The sequence below is a fragment of the Virgisporangium aurantiacum genome (assembly GCF_016863635.1).
In the GTDB taxonomy this organism is placed as follows: domain Bacteria; phylum Actinomycetota; class Actinomycetes; order Mycobacteriales; family Micromonosporaceae; genus Virgisporangium; species Virgisporangium aurantiacum.
Genome location: NZ_BOPG01000048.1, coordinates 190,648 through 210,598 on the forward strand (window position 1 = coordinate 190,648; position 19,951 = coordinate 210,598).

17 protein-coding genes and 1 pseudogene are annotated in these 19,951 nt (G+C 70.5%); all 18 read left to right on the top strand.

The annotated features are described in order from the left end of the window. Positions 1–169: 169 nt before the first annotated feature. The 18 genes and pseudogenes from Vau01_RS36345 (at position 170) to Vau01_RS36430 (ending at position 19,942) form a co-directional block, all read left to right on the top strand. Positions 170–1,678 carry a sugar transferase gene (locus Vau01_RS36345; RefSeq protein ID WP_204002856.1) on the top strand — a complete coding sequence of 503 codons (1,509 nt, stop codon included), beginning with the start codon at positions 170–172 and terminating at the stop codon, positions 1,676–1,678. Positions 1,679–1,717: 39 nt separating this feature from the next. Continuing rightward, positions 1,718–2,923 carry a sensor histidine kinase gene (locus Vau01_RS36350; protein WP_239152131.1) on the top strand — a complete coding sequence of 402 codons (1,206 nt, stop codon included), beginning with the start codon at positions 1,718–1,720 and terminating at the stop codon, positions 2,921–2,923. Positions 2,924–2,963: 40 nt separating this feature from the next. Next, the gene (locus Vau01_RS36355; RefSeq protein WP_204002858.1) at positions 2,964–3,722 is read left to right on the top strand and encodes a LytR/AlgR family response regulator transcription factor; all 759 of its coding nucleotides are present in this window, start codon (positions 2,964–2,966) and stop codon (positions 3,720–3,722) included. A gap of 105 nt (positions 3,723–3,827) precedes the next feature. Further along, on the top strand, positions 3,828–4,520 hold the full coding sequence (locus Vau01_RS36360) for a response regulator (RefSeq protein ID WP_204002860.1): 693 nt from the start codon (positions 3,828–3,830) through the stop codon (positions 4,518–4,520). Then, entirely contained in the window at positions 4,517–5,509 is a 993-nt protein-coding gene (locus Vau01_RS36365; RefSeq protein WP_204002863.1) for a HAMP domain-containing sensor histidine kinase, read from the top strand. The genes Vau01_RS36360 and Vau01_RS36365 overlap by 4 nt, the downstream gene beginning before the upstream one ends. A gap of 901 nt (positions 5,510–6,410) precedes the next feature. Further along, positions 6,411–7,886, top strand: coding sequence for a DUF4153 domain-containing protein (locus tag Vau01_RS36370; protein ID WP_204002866.1), 1,476 nt, complete (start codon positions 6,411–6,413; stop codon positions 7,884–7,886). Positions 7,887–7,931: 45 nt separating this feature from the next. Further along, positions 7,932–8,324, top strand: coding sequence for a DUF485 domain-containing protein (locus Vau01_RS36375; RefSeq protein ID WP_204002868.1), 393 nt, complete (start codon positions 7,932–7,934; stop codon positions 8,322–8,324). Then, complete coding sequence (locus Vau01_RS36380; RefSeq protein ID WP_204002870.1) at positions 8,321–9,790, top strand: sodium/solute symporter; 1,470 nt, start codon at positions 8,321–8,323, stop codon at positions 9,788–9,790. Before Vau01_RS36375 ends, Vau01_RS36380 begins: the two co-directional genes overlap by 4 nt. Positions 9,791–9,848: 58 nt before the next feature. Then, positions 9,849–10,343, top strand: a pseudogene (locus tag Vau01_RS36385) (flavin reductase family protein); the annotation flags it as partial. Between the two features lie 27 nt (positions 10,344–10,370). After that, positions 10,371–11,639, top strand: a complete 1,269-nt coding sequence (locus Vau01_RS36390; RefSeq protein WP_204002874.1) for an MFS transporter — start codon at positions 10,371–10,373, stop codon at positions 11,637–11,639. A 97-nt stretch (positions 11,640–11,736) separates the two neighbouring features. Next, positions 11,737–12,072 carry a DUF485 domain-containing protein gene (locus tag Vau01_RS36395; protein ID WP_204002876.1) on the top strand — a complete coding sequence of 112 codons (336 nt, stop codon included), beginning with the start codon at positions 11,737–11,739 and terminating at the stop codon, positions 12,070–12,072. Beyond that, on the top strand, positions 12,069–13,709 hold the full coding sequence (locus Vau01_RS36400) for a monocarboxylic acid transporter (protein WP_204002879.1): 1,641 nt from the start codon (positions 12,069–12,071) through the stop codon (positions 13,707–13,709). Before Vau01_RS36395 ends, Vau01_RS36400 begins: the two co-directional genes overlap by 4 nt. Positions 13,710–13,782: 73 nt before the next feature. Continuing rightward, a complete protein-coding gene (locus tag Vau01_RS36405; RefSeq protein ID WP_204002881.1) occupies positions 13,783–14,754 on the top strand; it encodes an NAD-dependent epimerase/dehydratase family protein in 972 nt (323 codons plus the stop codon). A gap of 100 nt (positions 14,755–14,854) precedes the next feature. Then, entirely contained in the window at positions 14,855–16,036 is a 1,182-nt protein-coding gene (locus Vau01_RS36410; RefSeq protein ID WP_434062850.1) for an LCP family protein, read from the top strand. A gap of 201 nt (positions 16,037–16,237) precedes the next feature. After that, positions 16,238–17,593 carry an LCP family protein gene (locus Vau01_RS36415; RefSeq protein ID WP_204002884.1) on the top strand — a complete coding sequence of 452 codons (1,356 nt, stop codon included), beginning with the start codon at positions 16,238–16,240 and terminating at the stop codon, positions 17,591–17,593. Between the two features lie 220 nt (positions 17,594–17,813). Continuing rightward, entirely contained in the window at positions 17,814–18,842 is a 1,029-nt protein-coding gene (locus Vau01_RS36420; RefSeq protein WP_204002886.1) for an LCP family protein, read from the top strand. A 10-nt stretch (positions 18,843–18,852) separates the two neighbouring features. Next, on the top strand, positions 18,853–19,179 hold the full coding sequence (locus tag Vau01_RS36425; RefSeq protein ID WP_239152132.1) for a rhodanese-like domain-containing protein: 327 nt from the start codon (positions 18,853–18,855) through the stop codon (positions 19,177–19,179). A gap of 13 nt (positions 19,180–19,192) precedes the next feature. Further along, positions 19,193–19,942 (top strand): glycerophosphodiester phosphodiesterase, encoded by a 750-nt coding sequence (locus Vau01_RS36430; protein ID WP_239152133.1) that lies wholly within the window; start codon positions 19,193–19,195, stop codon positions 19,940–19,942. Positions 19,943–19,951: the final 9 nt, after the last annotated feature.

Sequence of the window (19,951 nt, forward strand, 5' to 3'; positions counted from 1 at the left end):
ATGGCACACTCGACCTTGTTTCAAACAGAGGGCGCCGTGAACGCAAAGCCGCCGAGGTGGCGTACCAAGAGCCGTGGCAACCGGTCGCGATGCGGGCATACGGGGAGGACGCAACTTCGTGACGACCAGCCTCCAACGTCCGACTGCGTCACCGCGACGAAGTGCCGCCATGCAACCCATGCTTGACAGCTTCGAGATCATCCCCGACCGGCCGCTGCAGACCGGCGGCGTGCCGCGCGTCGGCTGGTCGCGCACCCGTCCGGCCTCGACGTGGCACCGGGTCTACCTGGTCGCCCTGGTGTTTCTCGATTTCGGCGCCGCCATGATGGCCGACCTGATCTCGGTGAACCTGTTCCCCACCAAGGCCGGCTCCGACCTCTTCAACCCCGCGTTCCTGCGCCTGGTCACCCTGGTGCTGCTGCCGGCGGCGTGGGTGATCGTCCTCTGGAGCCACGGCGCCTACGACCGCCGCTACCTGGGCGTCGGCACCGACGAGTTCAAGCGGGTGGTCCGGGCGTCCTGGACGATCGTGGCGGTGGTCGCGTTCCTCGCGTTCGCCAGCCAGCGCGACCTCTCGCGTATGTCGGTCGGCGTGGCCCTGCTCGGCGGTCTCTGCTGCATTCTGCTGCTGCGTTTCCTGGCCCGCTCGGTGCTGCACCTGTTGCGGCAGAAGGCCGGCATCGCGACGCACAAGATGGTGCTCGTCGGCACGCTGCCCGAGGCGCTCGAGGTGTACAACGCGATCACCCGCAACCCGTCCGCCGGGCTGATGCCGGTGGCGATCGCGCTCACCGAGGGCTACACCACGGGTAACGGACGGCCGACCCCGGTGCCGGTGTACGCCGGCCGCGACGTCGCGTCGCTGGTCGCCGAGTACAACGCCGACACGATCGCGGTCTGCGGGGGAGCGGCCGGCACCGAGCCGGGCGAACTGCGGCGGCTCGCGTGGCAGCTCGAGGGCACCGGCGTCGACCTGGTCGTGGCGCCCCAGCTCACCGACATCGCCGGCCCGCGGGTGCACATCCGTCCGGTCGAGGGTCTTCCGCTGCTCTACGTGGAAGAGCCGAAGATCTCCGGCATCGGCTGGCTGATCAAGAACTTCCTCGACCGGCTGATCGCCCTCCTCGGGCTGATCGTGCTCTCGCCGGTGTTCCTGGCCATCGCGGTGGCGATCCGGCTCTCCGACAAGGGCCCGATCTTCTTCCGCCAGGCCCGCACCGGCCGCGAGGGCCAGACGTTCCGGGTGTGGAAGTTCCGCACCATGTACGTCGACGCCGAAGACCGTCTCGCGGAGATGAAGGATCTCAACGAGACCGACGGCATGCTCTTCAAGATCAAGACGAATGACCCGCGGGTGTTCCCGGCTGGCCGGTTCCTGCGGATCTCCTCGATGGACGAACTTCCGCAGCTGATCAACGTGCTGATGGGGGAGATGTCGCTGGTCGGGCCGCGCCCGCTGCCCGCCGACGACGGTGACTTCCTCGGTGACGTGCGCCGCCGCCTCCTCGTGCGGCCCGGCATCACCGGCCTGTGGCAGGTGAGCGGACGCTCCGACCTCTCCTGGGACGACGCCGTGCGGCTCGACCTGTACTACGTCGACAACTGGTCGCTGGTGCTCGACCTGCACATCCTCTGGCGGACGATCGGCGTCGTCCTGCGCAGCAAGGGCGCCTACTAGACCTTCCCGGAAGACCGGCAGGGCGGCAGGATCAGGCTCGTGACTGCCACCCTCGCGGTTGTCGTGCTGCTGGCCGCCCTGATCGGTGCGGTCTACGCGGTCGTGCGGATGCGCAGCCGGCGGGGGATCGCCACCGCCGCCCAGCGGGCCACCTACGAGGTCCTGCACATCGCCGGGCTGGCGGCCGAGCCGCTGCGGGCCGGTCTCACCGACGCGGCCGCGGCCAAGGCGGTCCGGCACCTGCGGACGCTCACCGGCGCCACCGGGCTGGCGATCAGCGACGGCCGTCGCCTGCTCGCCTACGACGGCGCCGGCGAGCACCACAAGGAGCAGGTGGCAATGGCCGCCGCCAAGGTGGTCACCTCGGGCCGGTCCACCGTGCTCGGCCACCCGGATCTGGCCTGCGACCGCATCGACTGCGAGGTGCGCGGCGCGGTGCTGGTCCCGTTGGAGCCGCCGGAGTCCACCGGCTCGCCGCGGCCGGGTGCGCTGGTGGCGCTGTCGGCGGGGCCGGTGGCACCCGGCCTGGTGCAGGCCACGATGGAGACGGCCGCCTGGGTCTCGGCCCAGCTTGCCCACGCCGCGCTGGACACGTCACGGGCCCGGTTGGCGCGCGCCGAACTGCGGGCGCTCAGAGCGCAGATCAGTCCCCATTTCATCTACAACGCATTGACCGCGATCGCGAGCTTCGTGCGTACCGACCCGGAACTGGCCAGGGAACTGATCCTCGAGTTCGCGGAGTTCACCCGGTACTCCTTCCGCGCTCACGGCGACTTCACCACGTTGGCGGAGGAACTGCGTTCGATAGACCGGTATCTCACCATCGAGCGGGCCCGGTTCGGCGAGCGGCTGCAGGTGCGGTTGCAGATCGCGCCCGAGGTGCTGCCGGTGGGCCTGCCGTTCCTGTGCCTGCAGCCGCTGGTGGAGAACGCGGTGCGGCACGGGCTGTCACGCAAACCGGGGGTGGGGACCCTGAGCATCGAGGCGCTCGACGCCGGCGCGGAGTGCCACATCACCATCGAGGACGACGGGGTGGGCATGGACCCGGTGGTGCTGCAGGGCCGCGACGGCGAGGACGCGACCGACGCCGGGCAGCACGTCGGCCTGTCCAATGTGGACGATCGGCTCCGGTCGGTGTTCGGCGACCCGTTCGGGCTGGTCGTGGAGACCGCGCCGGGCGCCGGCACCAAGGTCAGCATGCGGATCCCGAAGTTCCATCCGGCGGTTCGGGCCCGGGCGGCATAGCCGTGCGCGTATGTAACAGTCTAGGAATGAGGCCAGTTACGTGAGCGCCTTTCTGCGGATACTCGCGGTCGACGACGAGCCGCCGGCTCTCGACGAACTCGCCTACCTGCTGCGCGCCGACCGGCGGGTGGCCCGCGTCTACACGGCCGGTGACGCCACCGAGGCGCTGCGCGTCCTGCGCGACACCGACATCGACGTCGTCTACCTCGACATCCGCATGCCCGGGCTCGACGGCATGGAGCTGGCCCGGGTGCTCGGCCGGTTCGCCAAGCCGCCCGCGGTGGTGTTCGTGACCGCGTACGACGACCGCGCCGCCGAGGCGTTCGACCTCGGCGTCACCGACTACGTGCGCAAGCCCGTGCAGACCGATCGCATCGCCGAGTCGCTGCGCCGGGTGCTCGCCGCCCGGCTCGTGCCGCAACACCCCGCGGTGCAGGCGAGCCGGGAACGCGAGGACGACCCCACCATTCCGGTCGAACTGGCCGGAACCACCCGCCTCCTGCCGAGAAGCTCGGTCCGCTGGGTGGAGGCGCAGGGCGACTACGCCCGGTTGCACACGTCCGACGGCTCCCACCTGGTGCGGGTGGCGCTGGCCACGCTTGCCGAGCGCTGGGCCGATGCCGGATTTGTCCGCATCCACCGCTCGTACCTCGTCCAACTGGGCCTGATCACCGAACTGCGCCTCGCCAACGGCGGTTACGTGGTGAGCATCGACGGCCGGGAACTCCCGGTGAGCCGCCGGCACACGCGGGAACTGAAGGACCGCCTGGTCAGGGCCGCCAAGCAAAACTGGCGTTAGGCCCGCGCAACCCGTCGCCGCCACCCAGGCTTTTATGCAGAGGGCACACTAAACCTTCACATCGTGTGCCGGCTACGCGCACGCCCGCTGAATAAGGTGCTCAGCATGGATGACAGGCGTCGGATCCTCGTGGTCGAAGACGAGCGCACCATCGCCGAGGCCGTGGCCGCCCGCCTCCGGGCGGAGGGCTTCGCGATCGACGTCGTCCACGACGGGCCGTCGGCCGTGCAGGCCGCCCGCAGCACGCGTCCGGATCTGATCATTCTCGACATCATGCTGCCCGGATTCGACGGTCTCGAGGTGTGCCGGCGCATCCAGGCCGAGCGCCCGGTGCCGGTGATCATGCTGACCGCCCGCGACGACGAGACCGACCTGCTGGTGGGCCTCGCCGTGGGCGCCGACGACTACCTCACCAAGCCGTTCTCGCTGCGCGAGCTCACCGCCCGCGTCCACGCGGTCCTGCGCCGCATGGAGAAGGCGGCGCGAACCGAGCCCGACGCCCCGCCGCCGATCCTGGTGGGCGACCTGGAGATCAACCGCGCCGAGCGGCGGGTGCGCCGGGCCGGCGTCGAGGCCCACCTGACGCCCACCGAGTTCGACCTGCTCGTGCACCTGGCCCGGCGGCCACGGGCGGTGCTGCCCCGGGAACGCCTGCTGGCCGACATCTGGGGCTGGGCCGACGCGTCGGGCACCCGCACCGTCGACAGTCACATCAAGGCACTGCGCCGCAAGCTCGGCTCCGACCTGATCCGCACCGTGCACGGCGTCGGGTACGCACTGGAGGCCACATCACCATGATGCTGCCCCGTCCCCTCGACTCCATCCGCTCGATCAAGCTCAAGCTGGGCATCCTGCTGTTCACGTCCGGCGGCGCCGGGTTCGCGGTGTTCGTCTACGGCACCAACTACTTCTTCCCGTGGCGCACGGCGCTCACCGCGTTCCTCGTCGCGCTCGTGACGTCGCAGGTGGTCGCCCACGGCATGACGTCGCCGCTGCGCGAGATGACCGCGAACGCCCGCGCCATGGCGAAGGGCGACTACAGCCGCCGGGTGCGGGCGACCTCGCGCGACGAGGTCGGCCAGCTCGCCGTCGCCTTCAACTCGATGGCCGAAGACCTGGAAGCGGCCGACCGCCAACGCCGCGAACTGATCGCGAACGTGTCACACGAGCTGCGCACGCCGATCACCGCGCTGCAGGCGGTGCTGGAGAACATCATCGACGGCGTCGCCGACCCCGACACGCTCAAGACCGCCCTCGGCCAGACCGAACGCCTCGGCCGCCTGGTCACCGAACTCCTCGACCTGTCCCGCATCGACGCCGGCGTGCTCCCGCTGTACCGCGCGCCGATCGCCCTGCACGACCTGGTCGACGAGGTGGTGGCCGAGGTGCACGTGTCCGCGGTCGCGGCCGGCCGCGACGTGCGGTTCGAAAGCTCGGTACCCGCCGACGCGACCGCGTACGCCGATCGCGAACGGCTGTACCAGGTCCTGGTCAACTTGCTCGACAACGCTGTGCGGCACAGCCCGCCGAACAGTCCGGTCACGGTGTCAGCCGAGGTCGGTCCCGGCGGCTGCGCCATCGAGGTCCGCGACCGCGGCCCGGGCATCGCCCCGGCCGACCGCGAGCGCGTGTTCGAACGCTTCACCCGCGGCGGCCGCCCGTCCGGCGGCGGCACCGGCCTCGGCCTGGCCATCGCGCAGTGGGTGGTGGAACTGCATGGAGGCACAATCGCGGTGCTCGACTCGTCGGTCGGGTGCCGGATCCGGGTAACCCTGCCCGCCCCCTAGGCCAGTCCTAGCTGCGGGCCGTCAAAGGAGCGGCGACGTGGAACCCAAGGTTGATCTTGTAAAACACGGAAAATGGCGGGCCGTCGATCCGGCGCCGGCTGATCGCGTGGAAGAAAGCGAGAATACGGGCACAGCCCCCTCCGACGCCGGAAATCCATCGGGCACCGGCGCCCGCCGGCCGTCGAGCCGCACCCGCCAGGTCGGCCGGCGAACCGTGGTCGTACGCCGCACCGGCACCCGCCCGGCAAGCACCCGCACCACCCCCTGGACCTCTCCCGACGCCCCCCACCCCGACCCCGTCCCCCGCCAACCCGGCCCCAAGGCCCCACCACCGCCCCTCGGCACCCCACCGGCCGGCATCCCATCGCCCAGCGCCGCGTCTCCCGGCGCCGCATCTCCCGGCGCCGCGTCTCCTGGCGCCGCGTTTCCCGGCGTCCCATCGCCCGGTGCCGCGTCTCCCGGCGCCGCACCCCGCACCGCTTCATCGCGTGGCGCGGCCCACGGCGCACCGCCCCCGCCGGGCGCGACCCATCCGGCCGGCCCGACCCGCCCGCCAACACCACGGACCGCCCCGGGCACGCCGTCGACCGCCCCGGCGACGGCAGCGACCGGCCCGGCAACGTCACGAACGCCGGCGACCGGCCCGGGAACGGCCGGCACTCGCCCGGGCATGGCCGCGTCCGGGCCGGGGACCGCCGCGACTCGCCCGGGAACCGCCGCGTCCGGGCCGGGGATGGCCGCGTCCGGGCCGGGGATGGCCTCGACTGGGCCGGGACGGCCGGGAACGGCCGCTACCGGGCCGGGGGCGATGCCGGCTTCCGGGCCGGCTGGGCCGGCGCGACCCGGGGTCTGGCCCGCGCCGGCGCCGTACTCCGGTGCACCGCTCCCCGGGCAGGTCATGGTGTCCCGGCCCACGTTCTTCAGCCGCTACTGGCCGCAGCCGGAGACGCCGGCGGGTGGTGCGGCGCTTGCCGCGAGCGTCGCGGTCGGGGTCACGGCCGGAGCGGCGTTGACCGTGAGCCGGCCCGGGCTCGGGTGGCTGCTGCTCGGGTTGGTCGCCGCCGGCGGGATCGCGTTCGTGCTGCGGGCCGAAGGGGTGCGGCTGTCGCGGTCCCGGATTCTTTGGGGTCTGGCGGCCATCGCGTTGCTGGCCGTGGGTACGGTGCGGTCGGCGGGCTGGTTGTTCGCGTTGTGCGTCCCCGTGGCCCTTGCCTGTGGCGGCCTCGCGCTCGCCGGTGGCCGCACCACGCGTGGACTCTTCGCCGGTGCCTACGCTATTCCGTTCGCGGCGCTGCGCTCGGTGTTCTGGTGGGTGGAGGGCTTCGACCGGATCCGCAAGCGTCAGGATGGCAGCCGCCCGGTGCGGCTGCTCGCGGCGGCCGGGGTGGGTGTCGCGCTCCTGGTGGTGTTCGGTGCGCTGTTCGCCAGCGCCGATCCGACGTTCGCGAAGATCCTGGAGGCGGCGCTGCCCGACGTCGACGGAGCGGGGCTCGTCGGCACGGTGGCCCGGGTCGTGGTGTTCGGGTGGGGCGCGGTCGGCGCGGTTTACCTGGCCACCCGGCCGCCGACGTTCGACCGGGTCGCGGAGGGTGGCGGCACGCCGGTGCGGCGGCTCGAATGGCTGGTGCCGATCGTGCTGCTCGACCTGCTGTTCGCCGCGTTCGTCGCGGTGCAGTTCGGCAACTGGTTCGGCGGCGACCGGTACGTGCAGGAGACCGACGGTCTCACCTACGCCGAGTATGCGCGGGGCGGGTTCTGGCAGCTCACCGTCGTCACGATCTTGACGCTCGGGGTGCTGGCGGTGGCGGCCCGGAAGGCGCCGCGGTGCGACGGTGGCGACCGGGCCGCGATGCGCATCGGGCTGGGCCTGCTCGCCGGGCTCGCGCTGGTGGTGGTCATCTCGGCGCTGGCCAGGATGAACGCGTACGAGCAGGCCTACGGGCTTACCCGGCTGCGGCTGCTCGTCGCGGCGTGTGAGATCTGGTTCGGGCTGATCTTCCTGATGGTGCTCGCCAACGGCGTGCGGCTGCGTCCGCTCGGGCGGCGCAAGGGCGGCTGGCTGCAGAAGGCGGCGTTCGGTACCGGCGTCGCCATGCTGCTCCTGCTCGCGGCGCTGAACCCCGACGGGATGATCGCCGACCGCAACATCGACCGGTACGAGGCGACCAAGCGGATCGACGTCTACTACCTGGGTGAGCTGTCGGCCGACGCCGTGCCCGCGCTCGACCGGCTGCCCGAACCCCTGCGCTCCTGCGCGCTGCGGGACATCAAGCGCCGGATGAACCTCGAGCACGACGCCTGGTACGAGTTCAACTGGGGCCGGCAGGCCGCCCGCGATCACCGGCCCGGCAGCAACACCTACTGCACAGGTTCCTGAGAACATCCGTTGCCGGGAGCGGCGGCTTCAGCGAGGATGCGTCGCATGGCCGCCGCCGATCCGGCCCCACCGCCGCCTGACCGGGTTCGGATAGTTCTCGCCGACGCTGCCCGGGCCCGCCGCGCCGGGCAGGTCCGTACCGAACTCGCCGAGCAGAGCGGCGTGGGCGAAGCCCTGCTCACCGGGCTGATGCGGGCCCAACTCGGGCTCGCGTTGCGGCTCGCCCTGGTGGTGGCCGTCGGGCTGGGCGGGCTGCCGCTGCTGTTCGTGGTGGCGCCGGCGGTCGCCGAGGCGAGCCTGTTCGGCGTCACGTTGCCGTGGCTGCTGCTCGGGCTGGTCGCCTACCCGTTCCTGTTCGTGGTCGGTGCCACCTACGTGTGGCTGTCCGAGCGCACCGAGCGCGAGTTCGCGGAGCTGGTCGACCGGAAGAAAACGTGAACCAGTACGCGCTGCCGGCGGTCGTCCTGGTCACGCTCGCCACGGTGGCGATCGGGGCGTACGGCCTGCGGCTGGCGCGCACGACGTCGGACTTCCTGGTGGCCTCGCGGGCGGTGAGCCCGCGCTGGAACGCCGCCGCGATCTCGGGGGAGTACCTTTCGGCGGCTTCCTTCCTCGGCGTCGCCGGCCTGGTGCTCAAGGACGGCGTCGACGTGCTCTGGTACCCGGTCGGGTTCGCCGCCGGGTACCTGGCGCTGCTGCTGTTCGTCGCCGCGCCGTTGCGCCGGTCGGGCGCCTTCACGCTGCCCGACTTCTGCGAGCTGCGGCTGGGCTCGCGCCGGCTGCGCAAGCTCGCCACCGTGTTCGTGCTGTTCATCGGCTGGCTGTATCTCGTACCGCAACTGCAGGGCGCGGGCCTGACGCTGCTCACGATCGCCGGCGCGCCGTACTGGGTGGGCGTGCTACTGGTCGGCGGCGTGGTCACCGGGCACGTGGCGCTCGGCGGGATGCGGGCGATCACGTTCGTGCAGGCGTTCCAGTACTGGCTGAAGCTCACCGCGCTGGCGCTGCCGGCGATGTTCCTCTTCGGCCAGTGGCGCGGCGACGGCCAACCGCCGGTCGCCGGGCCGGCCGACATGGACTGGTTGCTACCGGACGCCGACGGGATGTTCGGCACCTACTCGCTGATCCTGGCGACGTTCCTCGGCACGATGGGCCTGCCGCACGTACTCGTCCGCTTCTACACCAACTCCGACGGCTCCGCCGCCCGCCGCACGACGCTGGTCGTGCTCGGCCTGGTTGGCCTGTTCTACCTGTTCCCGGCGCTGTACGGGGCACTCGGCCGGGTCTACACGCCGGAGCTCGCGGCCGAAGGCCGCACCGACACGGTGGTGCTGGTGCTGCCCGGTGCCGCGCTCGGTACCGGCACGGCGGGGGAGCTGCTCGGCGCGCTGGTGGCGGCCGGCGCGTTCGCCGCGTTCCTGTCGACGTCGAGCGGCCTGCTCACGAGCGTCGCCGGTGTCCTGTCGACCGATGTCCTGGGCCGCGGCTCGGTCCGCGACTTCCGGCTGTCGGCGATCGTGGCCGGGGTGGTGCCGTCGATCCTGGCCCTGCGCATCCCGGGACTGGACGTGTCGACCGTGGTCGGGCTGGCGTTCGCCGTGGCCGCGTCGAGCTTCTGTCCGCTGCTGGTGCTGGGCATCTGGTGGCGCGGGCTGACCGCGCCGGGAGCGGCGGCCGGGATCGTCGCCGGTGGCGGCGCCGCGGTGACCGCCGTCCTGTGGACGGTGGTGGGCGTGCCCGCGCCGGACTGGGCCGGCCCACTGGTCGCCCAGCCGGCGGCGTGGACCGTTCCCCTCTCGTTCACGGTGATGATCGTGGTCTCGCTGGCCACCCGCCATCGCCTGCCGAAGGGCGTCGGCGCCATCATGCTCCGCCTGCACGCCCCGGACGCCCTCCGCCTCTGATCCAGGATCGCGGGAGCGGCCGTCCCGGTGTCTCGCGGTTTACGTTGTGCGGGTGACTGTGCACTACACGGATCCGTTCGCCACGCCCGAGGGGGAGCGATCTCCCGTGCGGCGGTTCCGGGGTCGGCTGCCGTCGGGGGTGACCTTGTGGACGGCGCCCGGGCCGGCCGGGCTGACCGTGTCGTCGACGGTGGTGGCCGACGGTGCCCCGGCGCGCGTGTTCGGGCTGCTCGATCCCGAGAGCGACCTGTTCGACGCGATCTCCGAGCACGGGACGTTCGCGGTGGTGGTGCTGGCCGACGGCGACCGGCAGCTCGCCGACCGGTTCGCCGGGCTGATGCCCGCGCCCGGCGGACTGTTCGCGGGCGGTGGCTGGCGCGGGACGCCGTACGGCCCGGTGCCGGAGACGCCACACCCGTGGGCCGGCTGCCGCCTCGTCGACACCCGGCCGGCGGGCTGGTCGGTGCTGGTGGAGGCGGAGGTGGTGGACGTGGAGGTGGCCGACACCGAGCCGCTGGTCCACTACCGCGGTCGATACCGGACGGTTGACTGACGTCGATTATGACGCCATAGTGGCGTCATGGCGACTCCATTTCGGCATCGCGGCTTCACCCTGCTGTGGACCGCCGGCCTGATCTCGATCACCGGCGACTGGATGCTGATGGTCGCGGTGCCGGTCACCGTCCTCGGCATCACCGGATCGAGCGCGGCCACCGCGGCGTCGTTCGCCGCCGCGCTGCTGCCGCGCGTCGTGGCCGCGCCGGTCGCGGGGGTTCTGGTGGACCGGTGGGACCGGCGGCACGCGCTCATCGGCGCCGCCCTGATCGAGGCGCTCCTCGTGCTGCCGCTGATGACCGTCGACCGGGCCGGCGACCTGTGGATCGTGATCGCCACGACGTTCGGCACCGGCTGCGTCGCGCAGGTGCTCCTGACCGCCGAGAACGCGCTGTTGCCGACCCTGGTCGAGGACGACGAACGGGCGCGCGCCAACTCGCTGAACGTCCTGAACAACAACCTGGCGCGGCTGATCGGACCGGCGGTGGGCGGCGTGCTCACCGCGTCATTCGGTTTGAAAGCCGTCGCGGCGCTGGACGCCGCGACGTTCCTGGCCGCGGCGGGGTTGGTCGTGCTGGTTCGGACCCGCCGGCCACGCGCGAAGGCCGACGTGACGACCGCCGGCGTGGCCGCCCGGTTCTGGAGCGAGCTCCGGGGCGGCCTGGCGGTGGTTCGGACCGTGCCGACCGTGCGCGTGCTGTTCGTGTTCCTGGCGATCATCTCGTTCGGCGAGGGGGTGATGGGCACGATGATCGTGGTGTTCGTCGACCGGGCGCTCGACGGCGGACCGCGTGACCTCGGCTGGCTCGTCGCGGCCCAGGCGATCGGCGGGATCGCCGGCGGTCTGCTCGGCGGGGTGATCGGCGACCGGGTGCCGGCGCGCCTGCTCATCGGGCTGGGCACGATCGGGCTGGGCGCCGGCGACCTCGTGATCTTCAACTATCCGCACTGGTACGTGGGCGTATGGCCGGCACTGGTGCTGATGGCGGCCGTCGGTGTGCCCGGGGCGCTGGCCAACGCCGGCCTGATGACGATGCTGCAGACGGCCGTCGACGACCGGCTGCGGGGGCGGGTGTTCGGCGCCGCGCTCACGGTGATGGCGCTGGTGGCACTCGGCGGGACGGCGACCTGCGCCGCGCTCGGCGACCGGCTCGGCCCGGTGACGCTGCTCAACATCCAGGGCATCGGGATGGTCGTGGGTGGGCTCTACGTACTAAGGGCGCTGCGGCCTGCGATAAGCGGTGTGACGCCCGCCACTCAGCGCACCTCGACCACCGCTGGGCGCACGGCCTGACCAGGGAGATCAACAGACCTTCACTGCTGTAACACGTCGTTCATAACGTCTTGTTCACACCGTTCAACCGCAACCCCCACGATCGCAGGTGGTGTGAATGACTATCGACTCCCCCGATCTGAACAAGAGATCCAAGTACGTAGAGGTGGCCCAGAGCGAAGAGTTCGGGCAGCTCCGTAAGGCGTTACGCAGCTTCGTGTTCCCCATGACCGCGGCCTTCTTCTTGTGGTACGCGCTCTACGTGCTGCTGTCGGCGTACGCGCGGGACTTCATGGGCACGAAGGTGGTCGGCAACATCAATGTCGCCCTGATCTTCGGCCTGCTCCAGTTCGCGTCGACGTTCATCATCGCGTGGCTGTACTCCCGGTACGCCGACCGCAAGATCGACCCGCTGGCCACGAAGCTCCGGCAGCGAGTGGAGGACGGCGAATGACCGCGCGGAATATCACCATTGTCCTGTTCCTCGTCTTCGTCGTGATCACGCTGGGGATCACGGTCTGGGCCAGTCGCCAGACCAAGAGCGCCGTCGACTTCTACGCCGGCGGCCGGTCGTTCTCCGGCTTCCAGAACGGCATGGCGATCGGCGGCGACTACATGTCGGCGGCGTCGTTCCTCGGCATCGCCGGCATCATCGCCCTCTCGGGCTACGACGGGTTCCTGTATTCCATCGGGTTCCTGGTCGCCTGGCTGGTGGCGTTGCTGCTGGTCGCCGAGCTGCTGCGAAATTCCGGCAAGTACACGATGGCCGACGTGCTGGCGTTCCGGATGCGGCAGAAACCGGTCCGAACGGCGGCGGCCGTCTCGACGATCACCGTGTCGATCTTCTACCTGCTGGCCCAGATGGTCGGCGCCGGCGCGCTGGTCGCGCTGCTGCTGGGCATCAAGCCCGGCCAGACGTTCCTCGGCATGGACGCCGACACCGCCAAGGTCGCCACGATCATCATGGTCGGCGCGCTGATGATCATCTACGTGACGATCGGTGGCATGAAGGGGACCACGTACGTCCAGATCGTCAAGGCGTTCCTGCTGATGGCGGGCGCGGCTCTGATGACGGTGCTGGTGCTCGCCGCGTTCAAGTTCAACCTGTCCGACCTGCTCGGCGACGCCGCCAAGCAGTCCGGCAAGGGTGCGGCGTTCCTGGAACCCGGCCTGCGGTACGGCGTCGAGACGGACGACGCGGTGAAGACCTTCTACAGCAAGATGGACCTGCTCTCGCTCGGCATCGCGCTCGTGCTCGGCACGGCGGGCCTGCCGCACATCCTCATCCGCTTCTACACCGTCCCGAACGCGCGGGCCGCCCGGCGGAGCGTGCTGTGGGCGATCGGCATCATCGGCGTCTTCTACCTGATGACGCTGGCGCTCGGCTTCGGTGCCGCCGCGCTCGTCGGCGGCAAGGCCATCACCGCACAGGACAAAGCCGGCAACATCGCCGCTCCGCTGCTTGCCGAGAAACTCGGTGAGCGGTATCTCGGCGGGGAGAACGGCGGTGCGGTGCTGCTCGCGGTGATCGCGGCGGTGGCGTTCGCCACGATCCTCGCCGTGGTCGCCGGGCTGACGCTCGCGTCGTCGTCGTCGCTCGCGCACGACTTCTACGCGAACGTGATCAAGAGCGGAACGGCGTCGGAGCGGCAGGAGGTCGTGGTCGCCCGGATCTCCGCGCTGGGCATCGGCGCGGTCTCGATCGTCCTGGCGATCTTCGCGCAGAGCCTGAACGTGGCGTTCCTGGTGGCGCTGGCGTTCGCGGTGGCGGCGTCGGGCAACCTGCCGGCGATCGTCTACTCGCTGTTCTGGAAGCGCTTCACCACGGTGGGCGCGGTTTCCGCGATCTACGGCGGGTTGATCTCGGCCGTGGTGCTGGTGTTCTTCTCGCCGGTGGTGTCGGGTTCCGCGACCGCGATGTTCCCCAAGCACGACTGGCACTGGTTCCCGCTGAACAACCCGGGCCTGCTCTCGATTCCGATCGGCTTCCTGTGCGGATACATCGGCACACTGCTGTCGAAGGACCCCGACACGGAGGAGAAGTTCGCGGAACTGGAGGTAAGGGCCATGACCGGCGCGGGCGCCGCCTAGGGCGACGCCCCGGGTGGACCTTGGACCCGGCCAGGTTCCAAGGTCCACCCGACTGGCCGGTAGGGTATCGACCATGACGATCGCGCCACGCTATGGAGCCGGACACCGGGTCCTGGTCACGGGAGGTGCCGGGTTCGTCGGCTCACACCTGGTGGAAGCCCTGCTCGCGCGCGGTGTGACAGTGGTGGCCGTCGACAGCTTCCTCACCGGAAGCAAGGACAACGTCGCTCACCTCAGCGACAGCGACCGGTTCACGCTCATCGAGGCCGACGTCTGCGAGCCGCTGCCGTCGCACGAGGCGCTCGCCGACCGGTTCGACGCGATCCTGCACTTCGCGTCGCCGGCCAGCCCCACCGACTTCGCCCGGCTGCCCATGGAGATCATGCGGACCGGCTCGGTGGCCACGATGCTGCTGCTCGACCGCGCCGTGGCCGACGGCGCCCGGTTCCTGATGGCCTCCACCTCCGAGGCGTACGGCGACCCGCTGGTGCACCCGCAGCCCGAGACGTACCGCGGCAACGTCAGCTCCACCGGTGTGCGCAGCGTCTACGACGAGGCGAAGCGCTTCAGCGAGGCCGCCACGATGGCCTACCACCGCTACCACGGCGCCGACGTGGCCATCGTCCGGATCTTCAACACCTTCGGTGAGCGCATGCGCCCCGACGACGGCCGCGCCATCCCGAACTTCGTCAACCAGGCGCTGCGCGGCGAGCCGATCACCGTGCACGGCACCGGCGCGCAGACCCGCTCGATCACCTACGTCGGCGACCTGGTGCGCGGCGTCCTCCTGTTGCTCGACTCGCACGAGGTCGGCCCGATCAACTGCGGCACCGAGTACGAGATGACGGTCCGTGAGCTGGCCGAGACCATCGCGCGTCTGGCCGGGAGCAACTCGGAGGTCGTGTTCACCGCCGAACGCGCCGCCGACGACCCGGAGAAGCGCCGGCCCGACCTGACGCTGGCGCGGACGCTGCTCGGGTACGAGCCGCAGGTCAGCCCCGAAGAGGGCCTACGCCGGACGATCGAGTACTTCCGCAGTCGCTGACCGGAGCCCCCTGAGGGACGCTCCGTAAGGGTCTCCCGGCTTCGTGCCTTGCCCCATCGCTTGGCGGGCCGATCCGGGAAGGCCTCCCTACTGTTGACTCATGTCCGGTTCCCCTGCTGTCCGCCCTGTCGGGCGGGCGACCGTCGGTTCAGCTGCCGTTCCCCCTCCGCGTGGCACAGCGTCGGCTTCTGCCGGCCGTGCCGGTGTCGGGCTGCCCGGTGGGCCGGCCGGTCCCGGCGGGCCGCGCCGTCCGGTCGGGTCGCGCCCCGGTGGGCGGCGGCCACGGTGGGGACGGATCTTCCTCGTGCTCGGCGTCTTCCTGCTGGTGCTCAGCCTCATCGGCGTGGGCGGCGGCTACCTCTACTACCGCTCGGTGAGTAACGACGTCGACCGCACCGACCCGTTCGCCGGCATCCGGGGTGACCGGCCGGCGAAGGCGGTCGAGGGCGCGCTCAACATTCTGATGCTGGGCAGCGACTCCCGTGATCCGGACAACAAGTCGAAGGCCGGCGAGTGGCGCACCGACACGATGCTCATCGCGCACATCCCGGCCAACCACGAGAAGGTCTATTTCATCTCGATCCCGCGTGACCTGTACGTCTACATCCCGGAAAGCCCCACCGACAAGTCGCTCGGCGATACCAAGGCCAAGATCAACGCGGCGTTCGCGTGGGGCGGCCTTCCGCTGACGGTCCAGGCCGTCGAGGGTTTCACGGGACTTCGGATGGACCACGTGGTGCTGATCGACTTCGGCGGCTTCAAGCAGGTCGTCGACGCGTTGGGCGGCGTCAACATGTACATCGAGCAGGACGTGAAGTCGATTCACCCGCCGTACCGCCAGTTCAAGAAGGGCAACGCCGATCTCGGTGGGGCGGAGGCGCTGGACTACGTGCGTCAGCGTTACCAGTTCCCCGAGGGTGACTTCGCCCGGATGCGCCACCAGCAGCAGTTCATGAAGGCCGTGATGGACAAGGCCGTGAGCACCGGCACGATCAGCAACCCGGCCAAACTGAACTCGTTCCTGCGGGCCACCGCACAGGCGGTGACCGTCGACAACGACCTGTCGATCCTCGACATGGCCCTCACCTTCCGCGGCATCCGCAGCGACGACCTCGTGTTTTCCGTGGCCCCGAACGTGGGAAGCAAGAGGGTCAATGGCGAAGACGTGATCATGCCGGACACCGAGAAGGGCAAGGCGCTCTACGCGGCGATCAAGAATGACAAGGCGGCGGACTGGTTCGCGGCGAACGCGAGTCCGTCCCCGAGTGGCACTACAAAATAGGGCGAATCGCAACCAAACCAAGAGCGGCTCGGTTGCGTATGGAAAGAGGGACTGCCCTAGCTCGGCGGTTCCAAGGTAACCTCGCGTTCAGGTCCGCGACGCGCCATCGTGTGTCGCGGACTTGACCCGTGGATGACCCGGCTGATGGAACGAGCGTGAAAGTACGTCCGACCGAGCGTCAACGAGCCAGGAGAAGGCGCAATGACCCAGTCTCAGACCCGGCGACAGCCCTACGGGCCGAACGCCGCCGCGGTCGGGTCACCGCCCGGCTCGGTGTACGGCGGCCGCTCCGGCCGCACCGGTGACATCTACGCAGACGACGAGTTCATGATCGAGTTCGAGAACACCGGCGGCCGGCGCGGCGGGCCCGGTGGCCCCGGTGGCCCCGGCAACCGGCCCGGCAACGGCGGGCGACCACCCACCAACGGCGCCGGCCGGCGGCCCGGCGGTCCGGCGGGTGTCCCGGTTCCGCGACGGCGGCGCGACCCGCTCTGGGCCCGGCTCGCCATCATTCTCGGCGCGCTGCTCATGCTCTTCAGCGGCGGCGCGATCGTCGGCGGCAAGTACCTGCTCTACCAGGCCACCAGCGGGGTCGAGAAGGCGCCGCTGCTCGGTGGTGCCGGCGCGGCCACGGGCGCCAAGGCGCTGAAGGGCGCGCTCAACATCCTCATGGTCGGCATCGACGAGCGGCCCCAGGGCAACGACCTCGTCCGGTCCGACTCGATCCTGATCCTGCACATCCCGGAAGACCGCAAGGGCGCGTACGTGTTCTCGGTCCCGCGTGACTCGTTCGTGGAGATCCCGGCGTACCCGAAGTCCAACTTCCGGGGCAGCCGCGAGAAGGTCAACGCGGCGTTCGCGCACGGCTGGGCCAACGGCGGCGGCCGCGAGGGCGGGTTCGAACTGCTCGCGCTGACGCTGCAGCGCCTCACCGGGTTGCGGTTCAACGCCGGCGGAATCATCAACTTCCAGGGCTTCGTCAAGGTGGTCGACGCGCTGGGCGGCGTCGCCATGTGCGTCGACACCACGCAGCCGGTGGTCTCCGAGCACTTCGGCACCGACCCGAAGACCGGCAAGTTCAAGCACCCGAACGACGGTGGCAAGCCGGCCGTCTACCAGCCGGGCGAGTGCCGCACGTTCGACGGCGCCCACGCGCTCGACTACGTGCGCCAGCGCAAGAGCCTCGTCGACGGCGACTACGGCCGCGCCCGGCACCAGCAGCAGTTCTTCAAGGCGCTGGCGAAGAAGGCGAAGGCGCAGGGGCTCGGCACCAACCCCACGAAGGCGCTCGGCATCGTCAAGGCCGGCGGCGAGGCCCTCACGGTCGACCTGCGCGGCGCGAGCGTCGACAACTGGTTGTTCACGGTGAAGGACCTCGCCGACAGCGACGTTGTGCTGCTCAAGGCCAACGGCGGCCAGTTCAACTCGGTCAGGTGCAACGGCGAAGACTGTGAACAACTGAACGAGAAGACGCTCCAGATGTTCAAGGCGATGGCCGACGACACGGTCAGTGACTTCGTGCTCGCAAATCCCGATTTCATCAACGCCGGGGCCTGACCTTTTCGACGGCTGCCTGACGGGGTACTAATTGTCCCGGCAGGGGGAGGCGGCTACGTCCAGGTCGGTGCGGTCGTTGGCGAGGGTGGTGGGTCGAACCCACAGACCCCGTCCGTTTCCGGTACGCCCGAAGCGCTATCCCGGGCAGGGCGTCGCACCCGACATCAAGGTCAGGCCAAGAAAGAAGCTCATCGGACGCGATCCGCTCTGGGCGCGTCTCATGGTGGGGTTCGGGGTCCTCCTCATCCTGGCCTCGGGCAGCCTGATCGGTGCCGGCAAGGTGCTCGCCAACCGGTACGACAACAGCGTCAAGCGCGACACCCTGCTGGCCGACGAGGCCCGGGCCGAGGCTCCGCGGCGCAACACCACCCGGATCGTCGGGCCGCTCAACTACCTGCTGCTGGGCTCCGACCTGCGCCCGGGCGACGACACCAGCCAGCGCACCGACACGATGATCGTGGCTCACGTGCCGGCCACGCTCGACAAGGTCTACCTGATCTCGATCCCGCGCGACCTGCGGGTGCACATTCCGCCGTTCGCGGCCACCGACTTCACCGGCAGCTACGAGAAGATCAACGGCGCCTACGAGCGCGGCGGTTTCGGGTCGGGCGGCGTCCAACTGCTGTCGACCACGCTCTCCGGGATGATCGGCATCCGCTTCGACGGCGCGGCCATGGTCGACTTCATGGGCTTCCAGGACGTCGTGAAGGCGCTCGGCGGCGTCGAGATGTGCGTCGACCAGCGGGTGGTGAGCGCCCACCTGGCCCGCCTCCCGAACGGCGAACTGGTCAATCCCCGCGAGGGCGGCACGCCGATCGTGTACGAGCCGGGCTGCCGTGAGTTCAACCACTGGCAGGCGCTCGACTACGTGCGCCAGCGGTACAGCCTCCCCGACGGCGACTACGGCCGGATGCGGCACCAGCAGCAGTTCCTGCAGGCACTGATGCGCAAGGCCCGCGACGAGGGGATCACCAGCAACCCGCTGCTGTTCGACCGGCTGGTCCGGGCCGTCGCCGGCACGCTCACCGTCGACACCGGCGGCACCTCGCTCGACGCGCTCATGTTCGGCCTGCGCGACATCAGGCCGACCAACATCATGGGTATCCAGATTCCGTCCGAGCCCGTGATGCTCGGCGGCATCGCCTACATCTACCCGCTGGAGGCGTCGACCAGCCTGTTCGAGGCGATGGTCAACGACACGCTCGACGACTGGGTGACGGCGAATCCCCAATGGGTCAACACGCTCTAAGCTCGACGCCGTGAGACTTCCTACCGTCGACGCCGGGCAGGTCGACGACGACGCGTACCTGCTCGACGTGCGGGAGAACGACGAGTGGACCGCCGGGCACCAGCCGGGCGCGCACCACGTCCCGATGATGGAGATCCCGGCCCGGGCCGGCGAGGTGCCCACCGACCGCGACGTGGTCGTGGTGTGCCGGGTCGGCGGCCGGTCGGCACAGGTGGTGGCCTACCTGATGCAGCGCGGCTTCGAGAACGTCTACAACCTCGACGGCGGGATGTTCGCGTGGGCGGCCGCCGGCCGTCCGGTCGTGGGCGAGGACGGCAGTGCCGGACACGTCCTCTAGCCCGACCGGGCCGTTGATCTTCGGCCACCGCGGCTCCTCGTACGACCTTCCCGAGCACACCCTCGACGCCTACCTCCGGGCGATCGAGGAGGGTGCCGACGGCGTGGAGTGCGACGTCCGGTTGTCCCGCGACGGGCACCTGGTGTGCGTCCACGACCGGCGGCTCGAACGCACCAGTAACGGCCGGGGCCTGGTCCGCCGGCAGTCGCTGGCCGAATTGCAGCGGCTCGACTTCGGCTCCTGGCACTCCGAGCAGCCCGCCGAACTGCTCACCCTGGACCGCCTGCTGGGCGCCGTGAAGGACGCCGGCCGTCCGGTGCGCGTCCTGATCGAAACGAAGCATCCGACGCGCGGCGGCCGCGCGATCGAACCGACGCTGGCCGAAACGCTGCGGAGGTTCGGCCTGGACCGGCCCGACCGGGACGACCCCGGCGGTGTCACGATGATGTCCTTTTCTCCGCTGGCGCTGCAGCGCATGCGCGTGGGCGCCCCGCAGGTGCCGCGGGTGTTCCTGATGGAGGTTTTGCCGCCGGGACTGCGCGGCGGCCAGCTTCCGTACGGCTCCCGGATCGGCGGGCCCGGCATCGGTTTGCTGAGGTCACGGCCGCAACTCGCCGAGCGGCTCCGCGACCGCGGCAACGGCGTGTACGTGTGGACGGTCAACGAGCCGGCCGACATCGAGCTGTGTCGCCGACTCGGTGTCACGGGGATCATCAGCGACCGGCCGGCCTTCGTGCGGAAGCACCTCGGCGACTCGGGGTGACGGATGGTG

What these genes read in the sequence shown, in the direction of transcription:
- Vau01_RS36405 (WP_204002881.1), top strand. Translation starts at nt 13,783, where the DNA reads ATGACGATCGCGCCACGCTATGGAGCCGGACACCGGGTCCTGGTCACG.
- Vau01_RS36390 (WP_204002874.1), top strand. Translation starts at nt 10,371, where the DNA reads ATGGCGACTCCATTTCGGCATCGCGGCTTCACCCTGCTGTGGACCGCC.
- Vau01_RS36410 (WP_434062850.1), top strand. Translation starts at nt 14,855, where the DNA reads ATGTCCGGTTCCCCTGCTGTCCGCCCTGTCGGGCGGGCGACCGTCGGT.
- Vau01_RS36395 (WP_204002876.1), top strand. Translation starts at nt 11,737, where the DNA reads ATGACTATCGACTCCCCCGATCTGAACAAGAGATCCAAGTACGTAGAG.
- Vau01_RS36365 (WP_204002863.1), top strand. Translation starts at nt 4,517, where the DNA reads ATGATGCTGCCCCGTCCCCTCGACTCCATCCGCTCGATCAAGCTCAAG.
- Vau01_RS36400 (WP_204002879.1), top strand. Translation starts at nt 12,069, where the DNA reads ATGACCGCGCGGAATATCACCATTGTCCTGTTCCTCGTCTTCGTCGTG.
- Vau01_RS36345 (WP_204002856.1), top strand. Translation starts at nt 170, where the DNA reads ATGCAACCCATGCTTGACAGCTTCGAGATCATCCCCGACCGGCCGCTG.
- Vau01_RS36420 (WP_204002886.1), top strand. Translation starts at nt 17,814, where the DNA reads ATGGTGGGGTTCGGGGTCCTCCTCATCCTGGCCTCGGGCAGCCTGATC.
- Vau01_RS36375 (WP_204002868.1), top strand. Translation starts at nt 7,932, where the DNA reads ATGGCCGCCGCCGATCCGGCCCCACCGCCGCCTGACCGGGTTCGGATA.
- Vau01_RS36360 (WP_204002860.1), top strand. Translation starts at nt 3,828, where the DNA reads ATGGATGACAGGCGTCGGATCCTCGTGGTCGAAGACGAGCGCACCATC.
- Vau01_RS36415 (WP_204002884.1), top strand. Translation starts at nt 16,238, where the DNA reads ATGACCCAGTCTCAGACCCGGCGACAGCCCTACGGGCCGAACGCCGCC.